Raw genomic sequence first — 15,559 nt, 5'->3', positions numbered from 1 at the left:
GCACTTGAAAGGGCGCAGGGCGCTCAGAGCCGGGTGAACAGGCCGCACCGGGCAGGCTAATCTTAAGGCTGCTTTCTTCCGAACCTGACCTGGTTCGATTGCCTACCTGTGCAGCTGGCCCGGCTCTCAACGCCCTGCGCTACCAGAACGTAGACACACTTATTATACTATAATTCTTGGAAGGGGGGCACTTCAGACGCCCACAGAGATTTTCAAGGTCTCCTGTGTGTGGGCGATGAGTTCATCAATGATGCTATCCGGTGCAATGCCCTCGGCCTGCCCTTCAAAGTTGAGGAGAATGCGATGCCGTAAAGCCGGTTTTGCTATCTCAACGATATCCTCTATCGCCACATTATAGCGCCCTTTGGTGAGCGCACGAATTTTGGAGGCCAATATCAGCGCTTGAGCACCACGGGGGCTAGAGCCGAAGCGCACGAACTGCTTCACCATGCTAGGTGCCTCGTCGTTGGTAGGCTGTGTGCCTAGGATAAGACGTAGGGCGAACTCTTGCACGTTGGGCGCAATGGGCACGGCGCGTGCCAGCTGGCGCCATTGCAGAATAGTTGGGCCGTCGAGCACCGGACGTACCATCTCGGTTTTCTCGCCGGTTGTGCGGTCTACGATGGCCGAAAGCTCCTCGAAGTTGGGCGGATAGACCAGCAGTTTGAAAAGGAAGCGGTCGAGTTGGGCCTCGGGCAGGGGATAGGTTCCTTCCATCTCGATGGGGTTTTGGGTAGCCAGCACAAGGAACGGCTCTTCAAGTTTATGAATGACGCCGCCAACGGTAACGGAGCGCTCTTGCATGGCCTCGAGCAGGGCGGACTGAGTTTTAGGTGTCGCGCGGTTGATTTCGTCTGCAAGAAGCACGTTGGCGAACACGGGGCCGGGTTGAAAGCGAAATTCTCGTTTTCCCTCGGGGGTTTCAGAGAGGATGGTCGTGCCGGTGATGTCGGCAGGCATCAGGTCGGGGGTGAACTGAATTCGGTTAAACTTCAACCGCACCGTTTCGGCAAGAGTGCGTACTAAAAGGGTTTTTCCGAGGCCGGGCACGCCTTCAAGGAGCGCATGCCCTCCCATAAAGAGACAGACGAGCGCACCCTCTACGATCTCTTTGTTGCCGACGATAACCCGCCCGATCTCGGTGCGTATCTCATCAAAAGCCCGCTGGAACTGTTCTACCTGCTGTGTGATATCCGACATCGTTCTACTTTCCTTCTCCATGGAGGGTATCGAAATAGGCGCGTACTTGCTGGCGCAGCGTTACGGGAACATGCTCCTGGTTGAGCACGCTTTCGGCCTGACGCTGGCCGGTGATCACGGCCTGGTAATAGGGGGTGGAAGCGCTGGCACCATCCGGGTCTCCCAGAAACTGGATGGAGAGTTCGTTGCCCTTCTGGGTACGAGTGCCGAGAATCATGCCGTTGGGCGCATGGCCTGGCGTGTGGGGATGCATGGCGAGGTAGTGAATGAACTCCTGCAGAGAGCCGGCTTTGCCCTGTCCTGCTTTACTGCCTTTGCTGTTTGCGATCAGCAAGTGGGCTTTGGTTTTTCCGGGGTCTCTCATGGCCGAGAAGTGTTTGTGACTGCCGAAGAGGGCAGCCCCGTTGGGCGAACCGCCCGGAAAAAGCCCAAAACTAGGTGTGCCAAGCCCAAATCTCGCTCCCTTTTGGCAAGCTGCCAAAAGGGCCAAAAGCGCCTCCTGGTCAAGAGGACTTACCTGCCACCACTCTCCCATGCACTCTCCGAAGCACATGCCGGGAATTTGGCCGAGAAGCTTTTTGAGGAAAGCCAGTTGCTCCGAGTTGAGGTTTTGAGAGTTTTGCAGCATTTTGGCAATCTGAGCCAACTGTTGGGCGGTGCGGTTTAGGCCGGCCTGCTGCAGCGCCTTGGCCAAGCTTTGAAGCTGTTGACCCATTTGCTGGGCAAGCTGCGGGTTGCCTTCGCTCTGTTGGGCTAGCTGAGATAGTTGCTGCATGGCCTGCTGCATAGCTGCACTATTCTGCGTTTGCAAGGCCTGTTGCATGGCTCTGAGGGCCTGTTGCATCTTCTGCAGGCTGGCCAACTCTTTTTTTAGTTGTTGCATCTGTTGCGCATTTTTCTTGAGGGCTGCCGAACCGTTTTTCTGAGCGCCTTTTTGTTGGTGAGCCTGCTGCCCGTTGCGAAGGGCGTTGTTGGGATTGGTTGGCTTCATCTGCTGGTTTGCCGACATCTGTTGCAGGGCCTGTTGGCGCTGTTGCAGCTGCTTATCCAGTTTTTGAAGTGACTGCTTCAGTTGTTGGGCGGCCTGCTGGGCTTGGGCGGCGTTCTTCTTTTGTGCAGCCTGCTGGCGCTGCTGTTCTGCCAGCTTTTGGGTAAGCTTATGCATGGCCACCATCGCATGGACTTTGTCCAGTTTGCCCTCACGCATCTTTATTCCCAGCTTTTTTAGCTCTTCTGCGGCCTGCTTGGTCATCGGCAGGTGCTTTTTGGTGGCCTCCTTTTCCGCCTGTTGGGCCAGCCGCATGATGCGAATGCCCTCCTTTTTCACTTCGCTCATCTCGGCCTTTTTCTCTTTTGACCAGAATAGCGGGAGGGATGGTAGCAGTGTGACACCGGCCAGCAGGGTCAAGGCCAGCAGGCTAAGCCAGAATGCACGTGGGATGCGAAGCGGATAGATGGCTTTTAGGTTGACATCGGCGGCATAGCGCTCGGCGTCAGCACGCAGTGCCGGATAGAAGGGGGAAGTGGATGCCGCCTCGGTGGCCTCGAGTGCTATCGCACTACTAAGGCGCTCTTTGAGATCGGCGCGCTGCTCGGTAAGGCGTGCTACGGTAAGGGCGGAGAGACGAGGGAGCAGAGCAAAAGCGGCACCGCTGAGCAGGCCGAGAAGGATGGGGCCGAGTTCCATCCAGGGCGAGGATGGCAAAAGGCGAAGTTTGCCGGCACCTAGAAGGAGAAGGGCAAGCCAACTGCCAATGCACAGTCCGGTCGAGCCGAAGCGTAGTAGCCGTGCAGTTCGGATGCGCAACGTCGCTTTGCGAAGAAGCGCATTGAGCGTTGAGGGCGCGTAGCTAGGTGAGAGATTAGCTTGTAGGCTCATGAGGAACCTCCGACAAGTTCACAAATTCAGGTTTTTGAGCGATGCGATGCCTGCGCAGCAGGAGCGAGCAAAGCGTTAGAGAGCCAGCACCAATAAGAACCCATGCGATGGCAGTGTTGAAGAGGGCGTTAAGATCGAGGTTGCGGGGATTTTGAAAGATGAGATAGCTTGGTAAAAGTTGAAGAACAGCCTCGCGCAGGCCGAGGAAAGGCAGCAACCAAGGAATGCCGAAGAACAGCCATACTGCGAGTATGGCGAAGCGTTGCAGATAGATGGAGAGTAGTAGGCAGACACACGAGAGGCCGAAAAGGTAGGCAAAAGTAAGTCCTAGAATCGGCAAAAAGACAGATTGTGGCCCAGCCACCGCGACGATCACCCTGAAAAGACCGTTCAACCAGCCGAGATAGAGAAAGGCTGTAAGGAAGGCCACAAGGGTTAAGATGGTGACATAGGCGATGCCCGATGCGGGATAGGCTCGGCGTAGGCCGCGCCACGTCCAACCGGAGAGAAGGTAGCGCCCGAAGCCCAGTTTAGCGATATCTTCTGGGTAGAGCGCTCCGGTGGCACAGCAGGGAATGAGAAGCAGCAGATAGGAAGACCATAGGCCGGCAAATTCGCTTAAAAGGGGGTTTAGCGATGTTGACAGCACATTAGGTAGGCGCGGAAGCGGACCTGCGCCTGGAACCGAGGGCAGGAGCATATTTAAGCCTACATAATGCACCTGCATCCACACAATAGAAACGATGAAGAGGAGGTTCAACAAAAGGAAGAGCAAGCGCAGCCAGCCGGCATGGTCGGCCGGCTCGGCATAGAGGCGAGACCAGGTAACCGCATTCATGCAGAGAGAGGCGGGAATGGCGATGAGGAAGAGGTATTCGAGGGCGAGTTTGAAAAGCACGGTCTCGTTGCCGGTAATGGTAAAAGCGAGGGAAAAGGTGGTGACGTACGAGAAACTGTAGAGGCTGAGCGGAATCGCAGAGAGATAGGTAAAGATGGCCGCCTGCGCCGATGTTTTGGCGAGGGAAGACCACATAAGCCCCAGGGCACTGTTAAGCAAGCTAAAGCTGATAAGAAAGATATAATAGGTAGCTATGCGGGTGCTTGAGACACCGCCAAATAGGAAGCAGATGGACACAATGGGCAGGCTGGTGGCGATCATGAGTAAGATGAAGGCGGTAGAGGAGAGCAGCTTGCCGTAGACGATGCGAGCGCGCGACAAAGGGGTGGTGAGCAGAAGGTCAAGCGACTGCTGCTCTTTTTCTTGTGCGATCGAGCTGCTGGTGATGGCGGGAATAATGAAAAGAATAAGGAAGAACTGGACGGCAATGGTAGTGTAGAAGATGCTGTTGCTCATTTCGTGGGCGGCGCGCAGGTGACCGGTAGTTGGGGAATTGAGCCGAAGCAGAAGCGCCCAGTAGGTAAACAGCACGAACAGCACTAGGATTAGAAGGTAGCCAAACAGAATCCAGTAGGCACGTGCCCCCCGCATGCGCGTGCGCATTTCGCGCACAAGCAGCGGTTGATCGGTAAGAGCCGCTAACACGTTTCGTATCATGCCACTTGTCCCTTTGTAAAGCGCAAGAACACATCTTCGAGGTCGGTCTTCACGGGATGGAACGCCCGCACTTTTACTCCTGCCTGCACGAGGGCGGTTAGCACTTCGTATTCGCCTTCGGGTGCCCCAATATAACCGATGCGCAAGGTTCCCCGTAGCGGGGGCGGAGCGGCGGCATCTCCATTGGTGCTATCCGTTCCACAGCGTTGCACGGAGTGAACCCACTCCGGCATATTGTGAAGCAGTTGCTCGGCTATAGGCAACCCGTCCGCGATGGTGATCTCGATGAACTGCTGGCCGCGTATCTGGCGTGCTATCTGCTGTACATCGCCGGCCACCACCATCTCTCCGCGCTCAATGATGCCAATTTTATTACAGAACTCCTCCATCTCCGGAAGGATGTGGGAAGAGACGATGATCGTTTTGCCCATGGCTTGCAACTCTTTCAGCAGCTCCTTCAGCTCGATGCGAGCGCGCGGGTCAAGACCGGAGGCGGGTTCATCCAGCAGCAGCACCTTGGGGTCGTGAATGAGGGTTTTCGCCAGGCAAAGCCGTTGTTTCATTCCTCTCGATAGCGATTCGACATAGGAATCCTTTTTATCGGTGAGATCGGTAAGCGCCAGCACGTCGTCAATGATGCCTGCGCGTCGTGCTTTGGGGATGCGGTAGGCAGCGGCAAAGAAGTCAAGATACTCCCACACCTTGATATCATCATAGACCCCAAAGAAGTCGGGCATATAGCCGATGACTTCACGAACGGCATCCGGCTCGGTGACAACGTCATGGCCTGCGATGAGTGCGGTGCCGGCCGTGGGCGGGAGAAGGGTGGCGAGAATTTTCAGCGTCGTGGTTTTACCTGCTCCGTTAGGGCCGATGAAACCAAAAATATCGCCCTGTTCTAGCTCAAGATCGATCCCTTTAACTGCGTGGAGTTTTTGACGCCCCACACGATAGACCTTTTCCAAGCCTTTTACCTGCACGATAGCCGTCATGAATCTATTCCCTATGGCGTCGCAAATTATGGATGATATCATAGATCATTACTAGCCCTATGATAAGGTAGACGAGTAGACCAATACCGAGCTGGTAGAGATGGTCGCGTGGCTGTTCAAAGAGCAGGCTGAAAAGATAGAAGGGGTTCAGCCAAAGCCAAGGTTGTTCAAAAGTGCTGCTTGATGTGCCGGCTGAGATGCTGGATAGTGCAAGTGCTGCAGCCGTTAACAGAGCGGTGCCGATGCTTAAGACCCCTATAAGCACGGTATAGGATACGATCTGGGCATAGAGCGTGCGACTGAGGCGCCACGATGCATAAAGGCTTAAGGAGACGAAAAAGAAGGTGAAGATGAGAAGTGTAAACAAGGTAAGAAAGAACAGACCGTTTGCATAGTAGCCGAGCGTAAAGGCGATGAGAATTTCCAGGGGCAAAATAATCACGATGGGTAAGAAAAAGACGGTGAGACGACCGAGCAGCTTGCCAAACACGATTTCGGAGGCTGTAAGCGGGGTCATAAGCAGCAAGTCCCAAGTCTGTTGCTCTTTTTCACGCGAAAAGGCGTTGGAAGCATAAGCGGGCGCGGCGAAGAGCACAAAGACAAACTGCGCCCATACCAGAATATCCCATAGGATGTCTGCATCAGAGTTATTAGGGCCTGCTCGTTGAGCCAGCTCCGTGATCATGCGCAGGTAGACGGCGATCAGGAAAACAGAGGCCATTGTCAGCACACCGATGCGGGCGCCGCGGTGCTTCGGGAGTCGAATGCGCATCTCACGCAGAAAAATGGGGTTCTCCAGCACGATTAGGGGCCTCCACCGAAAGGCATAGTTGAGGGAGTTACCTGACGGCTACTCGGAATATCAGAAACGGGTTGTTCCGAAAACGGGGAGGTGCCCGGAAAATTGGCGGGCACGTTGGGTGGCGGTGGGAGATGAACACACAGCAGCGAGGCCTCATCCCCACCCACATTTTTGCCATCTATCTGGGCTGGGACTACGGGTTCATCGAGCCAAGCCGTAAGCAACAAAGAAGCCCGACCGAAACCATCATCCGACAACATGTTCGAGACAGCGCCGAACGAGAAGGGCGCGGTAAAGGGGTTAGAAGTGCCCGTGCCGGCCAGAAGGTTGGAGAGCGCTTGGATGAGGAGTCGCTTTTGTGGGTCAGCATTGGTAAGAGACGGTGTGGAGACATAGATCGCGTTCGTCCACCAGTTGCTCGATACAACCATGGGGGGTGAATTCAGCGTAACATGTGCCGTGCTGTGGGGCGCTACATCCCCAATGGGATAGGATTGGCGCAGCAGAGAGACTTCGGCGTTTTTGAGGGCGAAGCGGGTTCCGTTATGAACGCTAAGCTCGATTTTATTCGAGGCATACCAACGGGCTGTGGCGACTATACTGCCCCCTAGGGGCAGTTCAAACGGCGCTTCGAAGTTGCAGGTGCTCCAAAACGGCACATGCACATCTTTTAGCTGTACACCGGCGTCATCCACCACGAAGGTGGCGGAGTTGGGAATGAGGGAGGGGTCGGAAATCGCCATAAGATGAGGGTAATAGAGACGATCATTGGCGTCGGAATTGGCAGCGGAGAGGCTGAGGCTTACATTGTGCGCGCTGGGCAGATAGAGCGCCATTTGCGCTAAGCCGTAGGCCCGATCGGAACCGGCCTGAGTTTCCAGCACGGCAACACGATTGAAGGAGACGATATGGGCACGTGTGCTGGCCCCAATGGCGTAGGAGCCAACCGAGAACAGCACGATGATGGCCGGGGTCGTTAGCCAAGCCAGCTCTTTGCGGTCGAGGCGTTTCAGCACCAGATAGTTGATAGGAACCAGCAGCAAGACATAACCTAGGGTGAACAGGGCAATGAGGTTAAGCGAGGGGAGTTGGGTGATACGCGGGTTGGCCAGCGCATCGAGAAGTTGATCCATAAGGTTGGTTGAGCCGGTCCACATACCGTCGTTGGCGAGTATCTTCACTGGAGAGACCTCGCAGTTGCCGCAGAGAAGCAGGTCGCGCCAAAAGGAGGTTGCGGCAGGCCAAGTTGTGAAGGCGGGGTCCATATAGTCAAACGTTGTAAAGAGCACGAGGCCGTTGCCATAGGGGCGTTCGAGCACCAAGGGTGCTCCTTGCTGGTCTGTAAGGAGCACTTTGGCATTCTGTTGCAGTTTACCGGTTGTCAGGGCGATGGGGTGCTGAAGCGGCAGCGATGTTTGATAGCGTAAAGCCAGCGTGGGCAGTTGCTTGAGAGTGCGAATGCCGTTAGGGATAAGTGGAAAGAGATCGTGGAGGGGGCAGCTTTTCAGGCGGTTGATATCCGGGCCACCGGAGACGATGAGCGTTCCGCCGGAGCTTACAAAGCCACGCAGGGCGTCCACCTGTGCCTGGGAGGCGCTGTTTTCAAGGTCGAGATCGCCGAGAGCGACCGCATCTACTGGCGTGTAAGCTTGCGGAGAGGTGGGCAGTAGGGCAGGAGGGGCCGTTAGCAGGGTGATGGGGTTAATCATGGCATTTGCATTGCCGGAACCGAGAAGTATATTCCCTAGACCGCTCTCATCCTGGCCGTGATGGATAATGTCGAACAGATGATTGGCCAGAAAGTGCAACGCTGCAGGATGGGAATCGAGCACGAGAAGGTTATAGGAGAGATTGCGCAGTGGTACGGAGAAAGGCACCGAAGTAGGGCCGGCCACAACATGCCTATCCTGCACAAGCTGTACGGTTATCTCCTGTTTTTCTGGAGAAGGGACGAAGGAGGTGTCCAGTTTTAGGGGAGAGAGGTCAACGGAGAACGTCTGGGTCTGATCGAGCGGGCCACCTGCAAACAGCAGCTTGCGGATGTAGGTATCTTGGTGATCGCCACGTCGCACGATAACCTGCAGTTCGGTCGCTCCATTTGGGGCGGTTCCAACCATGTGGACGGCAAGCGGGTTCCAGGAGTGGGGGCGAAAATAGGCGATGCCGCCGGCAAAAGAACCGAAGCCGAGCAGCGGCTGCAGGGTAATGTTGGCTGAAGCGGAAAAAGGCAAGCATAGCCCCAGCCACAGCAGCCCGAAGACTGCAAAGCGAAGTGGGTGTAAGTATGCAATACGTTTAGGGGCCATCGCCCCCTCCCTCATCCTCATGGTAAGTTCGCCGGCGGCCGGCCGATAGGTAAAGACACAGAAAGAAAAAGCTGGAGACCAGCAGCGCTCTGTTACTTAAAAGATAGACGAGAGGTGAAGGCAGAGCGTTTCGCTTTTTTGCAATGTTCCCGATTCACCCCTCGGTTGCCTCTAGCACCTCATCGGCGATATCGAAGTTGGCGTAGACGTGTTGAACGTCGTCGTCCTCTTCAAGGCGTTCCAAGAGCCGAAGCATCTGTTGTGCCTCTTTCCCTTCAAGGTGAACCAAGTCCAGCGGTTCCATCGTGTACTCGGCACGCAACATAGGGATACCGGCATCTTCGATGGCTTGGCGCACTCTAGCAAAATCTTCCGGTTGGGTTACGATCTCGTAATTCTCTTCATCCGTGCGCATATCTTCTGCACCAGCCTCAATGGCAAGTGCGAAGAGGCGGTCTTCCTCGACGGCCGTCCGTGGAATGACAATAAGCCCAATGGGCCTAAAACGATAGGACACCGATCCCGATTCCCCCATGCGGCCGCCGTGTTTGTTGAAGATGCTGCGCAGGTTAGCTACGGTTCGGTTGCGGTTATCGGTGGCACACTCCACCAAAATCGCCACACCTCCGGGGCCATAGCCCTCGTAGGTAACCTCCTCATAGGCTTCGCCTTCCAGCTCTCCGGTACCGCGCATGATGCTGCGACGAATGTTCTCTTGGGGCATGGAGTGTTCGCGAGCTTTTTGTATGGCAAGTCGCAAACGGGTGTTCGTTTCGGGGTTCCCTCCCCCGGTTTTCGCCGCGATGATGATCTCTCGGGCAAGTTTGGTGAAGAGGTTCCCGCGTTTTGCATCCTGCGCGCCTTTGCGCAGGCGAATGTTGTGCCATTTGGAATGTCCCGACATAGTGAAATCGTTCTCCTTACCATGAAACCGTCGAGCACGCTGATAAGGTGCTCGCGGATTTCTCATCAAAAAAGACTTAATCGCAACTCGGATTATATCACAAACGCCCTCTGAGGAACAACGTCTCTTTGGCGTAGGTGCCGCCTTTAAAGGGGCTGTGGTATACTGCCGTAGAGATCGTTTTGGAGAGGTAACCCATAGTATGCCGCGTGCATTAGTGACGGGTGGGGCCGGGTTTTTAGGCTCCCATCTCTGTGATAGGCTCCTTGCCGAGGGATTTGAGGTGATCGCGATGGACAATCTGATCACCGGAAATACCGATAATATCGTTCATCTTTTGGACAATCCCCATTTTCGGTTTGTGCGTTACGATGTCACCGAATATCTGTATATTGATGGGCCGATAGACTACGTCTTTCACCTTGCCTCCCCGGCAAGCCCGGTAGATTTTCCTACCAAGCCCATCCAGATCATGAAGGTCAACGCGCTAGGCACGCATAAGGCGCTTGGGCTGGCCCGCGCCAAAAACGCCGTTTTCTTCCTTGCATCCACCTCGGAGGTTTATGGAGACCCGTTGGTTCACCCCCAGAGTGAGGAGTATTGGGGCAACGTGAACCCGGTGGGCATACGCGGAGTGTATGACGAATCCAAGCGCTATGCCGAGGCGCTCACGATGGCCTATCATCGCTATCATGGGGTGCCAGTGCGCATTGTACGCATCTTCAACACCTACGGGCCGCGTATGCGTCTCGACGATGGGCGCGTGGTGCCCAATTTTGTTGGTCAGGCGCTGCGGGGCGACCCCATCACCGTCTACGGCGATGGCAGGCAGACGCGCTCTTTTTGCTACTGTTCAGACCTTATAGAGGGTTTTTGGCGGTTGGCCATGTCGGATTTAACAGGGCCTATCAACATCGGTAACCCCACGGAACGCACCATTTTGGAGTTCGCCCAGCTCATCAAGCAGCTTACAAACAGCAAGAGTGAGATCGTTTTTGAGCCGCTTAAAACCCCCGATGATCCCAAGCAACGTCGTCCGGACATCACAAAGGCCCGAACGCTTTTGGGTTGGGAGCCTAAAGTGGGATTGGAGGAGGGCCTGCAACACACGATTGCCTATTTTGCAAAGAAGCTCGGCCTTAGTTAAGAGAGGGGAAGCCCGTGCGCGCGGTGGAGTTTATCGCTAAGAAACGCGATGGTGGTGAACACACTGAAGAGGAGCTGCGCGATTTTATCGGTCGGGTAACCGATGGCAGCATGCCCGATTACCAGATAAGTGCATGGCTTATGGCGGTGTTTTTGCGCGGCATGACGATGCAAGAGACACGTGCCCTCACCCGTGCCATGCGCGATTCGGGTAAACGGATAGACCTCTCCGACGTGCCCAACGGCCCCGCGCTCGACAAGCACAGCACGGGTGGCGTTGGAGATAAAACATCGCTCGTGGTGGTGCCGTTGCTTGCGGCGGCCGGCATCCCCATTTTGAAAATGAGCGGCCGAGGGCTTGGCTTCTCCGGCGGCACCATAGATAAGCTGGAGGCCATACCTGGGCTTCGCACCACCTTAAAGAGCGAAGAGGCAAAGGCGCAAGTGCGCTCCATAGGGTTGGCTATTGTCTCTCAATCGTCCCAGCTAGCACCTGCAGATGGTAAACTGTATGCCCTGAGGGACGTTACCGCCACGGTCGAGTCGATTCCGCTTATCGCCAGCAGCATTATGAGCAAAAAGCTTGCCGGAGGGTCTGGGCGCATTCTGCTGGACGTGAAGGTGGGAAGCGGCTCTTTTATGAGAGAGCTGGAGCAGGCGAGGGCACTGGCAAGCACATTGGTAACTATCGGGGTTCAGGAGGGAGTGCCCACGCAGGCGGTACTTACGGATATGGAGGAGCCTCTTGGGTGGACGGTGGGGAATGCCTTAGAGGTAGAGGAAGCCATTCGCGTTTTGCAAAACCCCGAAACCGCGGAGCCGCGTTTTTTGGCGCTTTGTTTAGGTCTGGTAATGCATGGGCTACTCGCGTGCGAACGAGCGAGGAACGCAGAAGAAGCGCAGGCAACGGCGGAACGGCTGCTGCGGTCGGGCACCGGCGCGGCCAAGCTAGAGGCCATGATCCGCGCTCAGGGAGGGCCGAAAGATTTGAACGCGGTTAGAACCGCGTTGCCTCATGCGCCCATCACGTGCCGAGCGGAGGCGCCTGAGGAGGGCTTCATTGCCGCCATTGATGCACGGGCTGTAGGGCTGTTGGCCGCGGCTATGGGAGCCGGACGCACCACGAAGGAAGATAGAATTGACCCTTCGGTGGGGATCGTGCTCCATAAAAAGCGCGGGGCTTGGGTTCGTGCCGGCGAACCGCTTGCAACGCTTCATCTTAGAGACGAGTCGGCATCGCAAAAAGAGCATTTCAAAGCCCTGCTGCTATCGGCCTATCGTTTTACGCCTGCACCACCTGTTTTGCCTCCAAGTCCTATATTGGAGGTTCTATCCTCTTCTTGACCGCCGAAAGGCTTTAGCCTCCCTTAAGTCGGGATAGGGTAGGTGCGGGGCCTACCCCTACCATGTTCGCGTAGCTGGCCGGCAGCTGCGAAAAGCCGCCGGGCTTTAGATCAGGCGGAATGCCACGGCTGCAGCTGCCCTTGTTAAGGTGGTGGCTACACACAAAAAGGGCAGGACACGGAGGGCAGCGGCTGCTGCTCTCGATTCATGGCGGCCAGCCGTGCGATGCGCGCCGAAGCGCAGGCACAGGTTGCCAAGCGCTCAATATCCCAAAGGTCTACGAAAACGCGCCCCTGTTTCCGCTGTAACCCCTCTTCAAGCAACTGTTCGAGGATAGGAAGTGTTGGTGGGGTGTATGCGCCCTGAGCCGCCAGCATCTCTATGGCGCCGTTGCCTCCCCGTGTCGGTATGAGGCAACAGGCAGTGGCCCCCTCTTCAAAGGCTATCTCCATAGAACGAATGACCCATTGATAGCCCTCTTCCTCGTCGAGAAAGGGGGGGAAAACCAGCAGGAAGACCCGCAGGGCGATGTGGTGAGCGCGGAGAAAGCGAGCAGCGCGTCGAAAATCCTGCACTGTCATCCGCTTATTGAGGCGTTCGAGTGCAAGCGGATGCGCCGTTTCCAAGCCGATGGCCACTTCCAGCTCACCCGCAAGCCCCTCCTGAAACGCAAGGCAACGTTTTCCCAAAAAGGCGGGATGGCTCTCCACGATCACGCGCTCGAAGGGAGCGAGCAGAGCCGTCAGGGCGTCGTCGTCCGATGGGGGAACGGCGCGGGGATCGAAGAAGCTGCCGGCATTATAGAGTTTGATCTGTTTTGCCGGTGGTAACCGTTCGAGTGCCCATCGAATCTGGGCGGGTATGGCCCCTTCTGGCACCGGCGCATCGAGCGTATTTTTCCAGAGATCGCACATTAGGCAACGGAAGGGGCACTCTTTGTTGGTAAGAAACACCACGTTGGTGGAGATCAATGCGCCCTTTGGGCCGCGTTCTTCTTCATGCAGCCATGCATAGGGCTGCCACGGGTCGAGGCGATTCTTCGGCCCACGCAAGCCCACAATCCAGCGGCTTCGATCGGCCGGCCGTTCTGGGTAGTCGTGTAGGGTGTGCATACGCTATCGGTTCAAAGACGGCAGTGGGATGCTGGTATCGTTGCCGGAGATCCGCTCTGTGGGGTCGTCCCAAACGTCTTTGAGCCGCTCTTGCCATTGGCGCAGAAACACCTGACGGCACCAGCCCTTGCCCACACGCCAGTGGCGATAGCTGTCGTCGCTAACCCCATCTTGGAATCGGCGTTTCGGAGGTGTGGGCATATCTACCCGGATGAGGGCACGAATGCCGGCCCGAACCACTTCCGCTTTAAGGTTGTAAAGACGCTCTACGTCGTTACCGATGAGTTTTGAGAAGGGAATAGCGGTAGAGGCTGCGATGACCGAACGAACCGTATAAGGCGAAAAGGCATGAAAGCCATAACGCGCTGCGGGGGCAAAGGTGCGAACGTACGAGCGCGAAAGCCCACCGGAGTAGGTAAGGCTATGTTTGATGGCGTCTACGCCCCAACCTTCCTGGTAGAGCAACGGGTTACGCAGCACGCTGGAGAGGGTGAGGTCGGAATCCTCCAAAGGATAGTCTTTCAGATTTTCATCGCCCCCGTCGCCATCTAGTAGATATTTCAGGTGTGGGTAGCGTTCGCGAATGCCTTCTAAGAGGCAGATACTCATGGCAGCACACTGGACATCGAGGGGATGGTAGTCTTCGATAAGCTGAATGGCCTCCTCTAGATTCACCCGCGAGGCATCACGTTCAATCGGCTCCCAGATATGGCGAAGCCCTAGTTGCGTCACGATCTGTTCGGCCTGAACGGTATCGGCGCCTCCGCCGAGGTCGAGGGTAAAGGCCCGGAGATTCTGGGGATTGCGCCCCAGCTCTTCGAGGGCATGATAGGCCATGAGGAGCACGGAGGTGCTATCAATACCGCCGGAGAAGGCGATGGCGACCGGTTCCTGTGGTGGCAGCGTGCCAAGCCAGTGCTTAAGTGCTTGATAGGCGGCCTGCACATAGGCTACGCCACACGCTTCGACGGAGGTAGGCCCGGTCTCGATAGGCGGATGAAAGAAACGATGGTAGTTTGGAGCGGGATCGGGGCAGCCGATCTGCTCGATCTCGATGAGGTAGTGGGCAGGAACCATGCGAGTATAGAGGGGATCGAACTGCCAGCCGATTTTATGTTCTCGGCACCACTCAAAGATGCGATCTATGCGTTCGGCCACGATCAGAAAGGGGCCGTGAAACATTTTGGCCACAAAGTAGCGCAACGGAACGCCGATGGTTCTTGCCAAGCGGACGGTCTGTCCCTCGCGGGCGACCACGGCAAAATGCCCATCGGTTTCGGCAAGAGTTCTCACGTCGCCTGTTCGTACGGCCTCTTGCACCTCGGAGAGCGTTTTGCCGGTGAGTCCGACCTGCTGTGGGCCGGTTAAATCCACTAGGCGCTCTATACCGGTAAGCATGTTGGCTGTAAGCTCCTCGATAATGTTTTCATAAAAACATAGAAAGGAGACCCCCTGCGTTTACGCGGGGGAGGAATTGCTATCCGCAGCATTCCTTTCCAATTTAGTTCGTCAACCGAGAGTATTGATGATATAATACCCTCGACAGACAAAAACTATAGAGGCAAATCGTTGAAAGTTACATTGCGCCTGAAACTGCATAGAGAACCCGCCACCCAAAAGGCTCTAAAGGAAACACTCTTGCAGTTTACCGACTGCTTCAACGCCGTATGCACTTACGGTTGGGAGCAGAACGAGCGCAACGGAACCCGACTGCACCGGGCAACCTACAAGTCCCTCCGGAAAGCGCACCCTGACCTGCCTGCCCAGTTGGTCGTAGCGGCGAGAAGGAAGGCAGGGGAAGCTCTCAAGTCGGTACAGGAGCGCAAGAAGCAGGGATGCTCCGTTTCCTGCCCTCAGTCCCCCCTTTGCCCCGTCCGCTATGATGCGCGTTCGTATTGGGTGCGTCTTCAAGACGGCTGTGCCTCTCTTGCCACCACACAAGGTCGTGTTTGTGTACCCTTCCGCCTGTGTGACTACTACACTCGTTACGCCCACTGGAAGCCCTGCTCGGCAGACTTATGTTTTCGTGACGGTGCCTTTTCCCTGCACGTGGTGGTGGAAGCCGAGTCACCAGAACCTGTTTGTGAAGGGGTTCTTGGTGTTGACCTGGGCATCGTAGAACTCGCTACCGATAGTAACGGCAATACCTATTCGGGCGAAGCCGTCAAAGCCGTTCGCTGCCGTCTCAAGCGCCTCCGTAGTCTGCTTCAAAAGCGCGGCACAAAGAGCGCGAAACGGCATTTGAAGAAGATTCGCGCCAAACAGTCTCGGTTTGTCAAGAACACCAATCACGTTGTTTCTAAATCCCTCGTTCGTACT

At 55.9% G+C, this 15,559-nt stretch carries 12 protein-coding genes and 1 other RNA gene; 3 read left to right on the top strand and 10 right to left on the bottom strand.

What is annotated here, in order from left to right:
* Positions 1-24: 24 nt before the first annotated feature.
* The 8 genes from ffs to VKV29_RS07290 all read right to left on the bottom strand — a co-directional run bounded on the left by ffs (position 25) and on the right by VKV29_RS07290 (position 9,638).
* Positions 25-125, bottom strand: an RNA gene (ffs, locus tag VKV29_RS07325) — signal recognition particle sRNA small type.
* Between the two features lie 67 nt (positions 126-192).
* Positions 193-1,200 (bottom strand): MoxR family ATPase, encoded by a 1,008-nt coding sequence (locus VKV29_RS07320; RefSeq protein ID WP_324200653.1) that lies wholly within the window; start codon positions 1,198-1,200, stop codon positions 193-195.
* Positions 1,201-1,204: 4 nt separating this feature from the next.
* The gene (locus tag VKV29_RS07315; protein WP_324200652.1) at positions 1,205-3,079 is read right to left on the bottom strand and encodes a hypothetical protein; all 1,875 of its coding nucleotides are present in this window, start codon (positions 3,077-3,079) and stop codon (positions 1,205-1,207) included.
* Entirely contained in the window at positions 3,063-4,634 is a 1,572-nt protein-coding gene (locus VKV29_RS07310) for an ABC transporter permease (RefSeq protein ID WP_324200651.1), read from the bottom strand. Before VKV29_RS07310 ends, VKV29_RS07315 begins: the two co-directional genes overlap by 17 nt.
* Positions 4,631-5,626 carry an ABC transporter ATP-binding protein gene (locus tag VKV29_RS07305; protein WP_324200650.1) on the bottom strand — a complete coding sequence of 332 codons (996 nt, stop codon included), beginning with the start codon at positions 5,624-5,626 and terminating at the stop codon, positions 4,631-4,633. Before VKV29_RS07305 ends, VKV29_RS07310 begins: the two co-directional genes overlap by 4 nt.
* Positions 5,627-5,630: 4 nt before the next feature.
* Positions 5,631-6,428 (bottom strand): ABC transporter permease, encoded by a 798-nt coding sequence (locus VKV29_RS07300; RefSeq protein WP_324200649.1) that lies wholly within the window; start codon positions 6,426-6,428, stop codon positions 5,631-5,633.
* Positions 6,429-6,430: 2 nt separating this feature from the next.
* A complete protein-coding gene (locus tag VKV29_RS07295) occupies positions 6,431-8,734 on the bottom strand; it encodes a hypothetical protein (protein WP_324200648.1) in 2,304 nt (767 codons plus the stop codon).
* Positions 8,735-8,888: 154 nt separating this feature from the next.
* A complete protein-coding gene (locus VKV29_RS07290; protein ID WP_324200647.1) occupies positions 8,889-9,638 on the bottom strand; it encodes a YebC/PmpR family DNA-binding transcriptional regulator in 750 nt (249 codons plus the stop codon).
* A 202-nt stretch (positions 9,639-9,840) separates the two neighbouring features.
* On the opposite strand from VKV29_RS07290, the gene VKV29_RS07285 reads away from it, so the two are divergent.
* Together VKV29_RS07285 and VKV29_RS07280 are read left to right on the top strand one after the other, a co-directional pair.
* Positions 9,841-10,785, top strand: coding sequence for a UDP-glucuronic acid decarboxylase family protein (locus VKV29_RS07285; RefSeq protein WP_324200646.1), 945 nt, complete (start codon positions 9,841-9,843; stop codon positions 10,783-10,785).
* A 14-nt stretch (positions 10,786-10,799) separates the two neighbouring features.
* On the top strand, positions 10,800-12,128 hold the full coding sequence (locus VKV29_RS07280; RefSeq protein WP_324200645.1) for a thymidine phosphorylase: 1,329 nt from the start codon (positions 10,800-10,802) through the stop codon (positions 12,126-12,128).
* A 155-nt stretch (positions 12,129-12,283) separates the two neighbouring features.
* On the opposite strand, the gene VKV29_RS07275 is transcribed toward VKV29_RS07280, so the two are convergent.
* Both VKV29_RS07275 and VKV29_RS07270 read right to left on the bottom strand, forming a co-directional pair.
* The gene (locus VKV29_RS07275) at positions 12,284-13,240 is read right to left on the bottom strand and encodes a hypothetical protein (protein ID WP_324200644.1); all 957 of its coding nucleotides are present in this window, start codon (positions 13,238-13,240) and stop codon (positions 12,284-12,286) included.
* A 3-nt stretch (positions 13,241-13,243) separates the two neighbouring features.
* Positions 13,244-14,638: an asparagine synthase-related protein gene (locus tag VKV29_RS07270; protein WP_324200643.1), complete on the bottom strand. Its 1,395-nt coding sequence runs from the start codon at positions 14,636-14,638 to the stop codon at positions 13,244-13,246.
* Between the two features lie 171 nt (positions 14,639-14,809).
* Here VKV29_RS07270 and VKV29_RS07265 point away from each other — a divergent pair.
* Positions 14,810-15,559, top strand: a 750-nt coding sequence (locus VKV29_RS07265) for a transposase (RefSeq protein ID WP_324200642.1), incomplete at its 3' end; no start/stop codon positions are given.

The sequence above is a fragment of the Chthonomonas sp. genome (assembly GCF_035294165.1).
In the GTDB taxonomy this organism is placed as follows: domain Bacteria; phylum Armatimonadota; class Chthonomonadetes; order Chthonomonadales; family Chthonomonadaceae; genus Chthonomonas.
The sequence above is the reverse complement of the archived record's forward strand: the minus strand, read 5'-3'. Positions and strand labels throughout refer to the sequence as shown.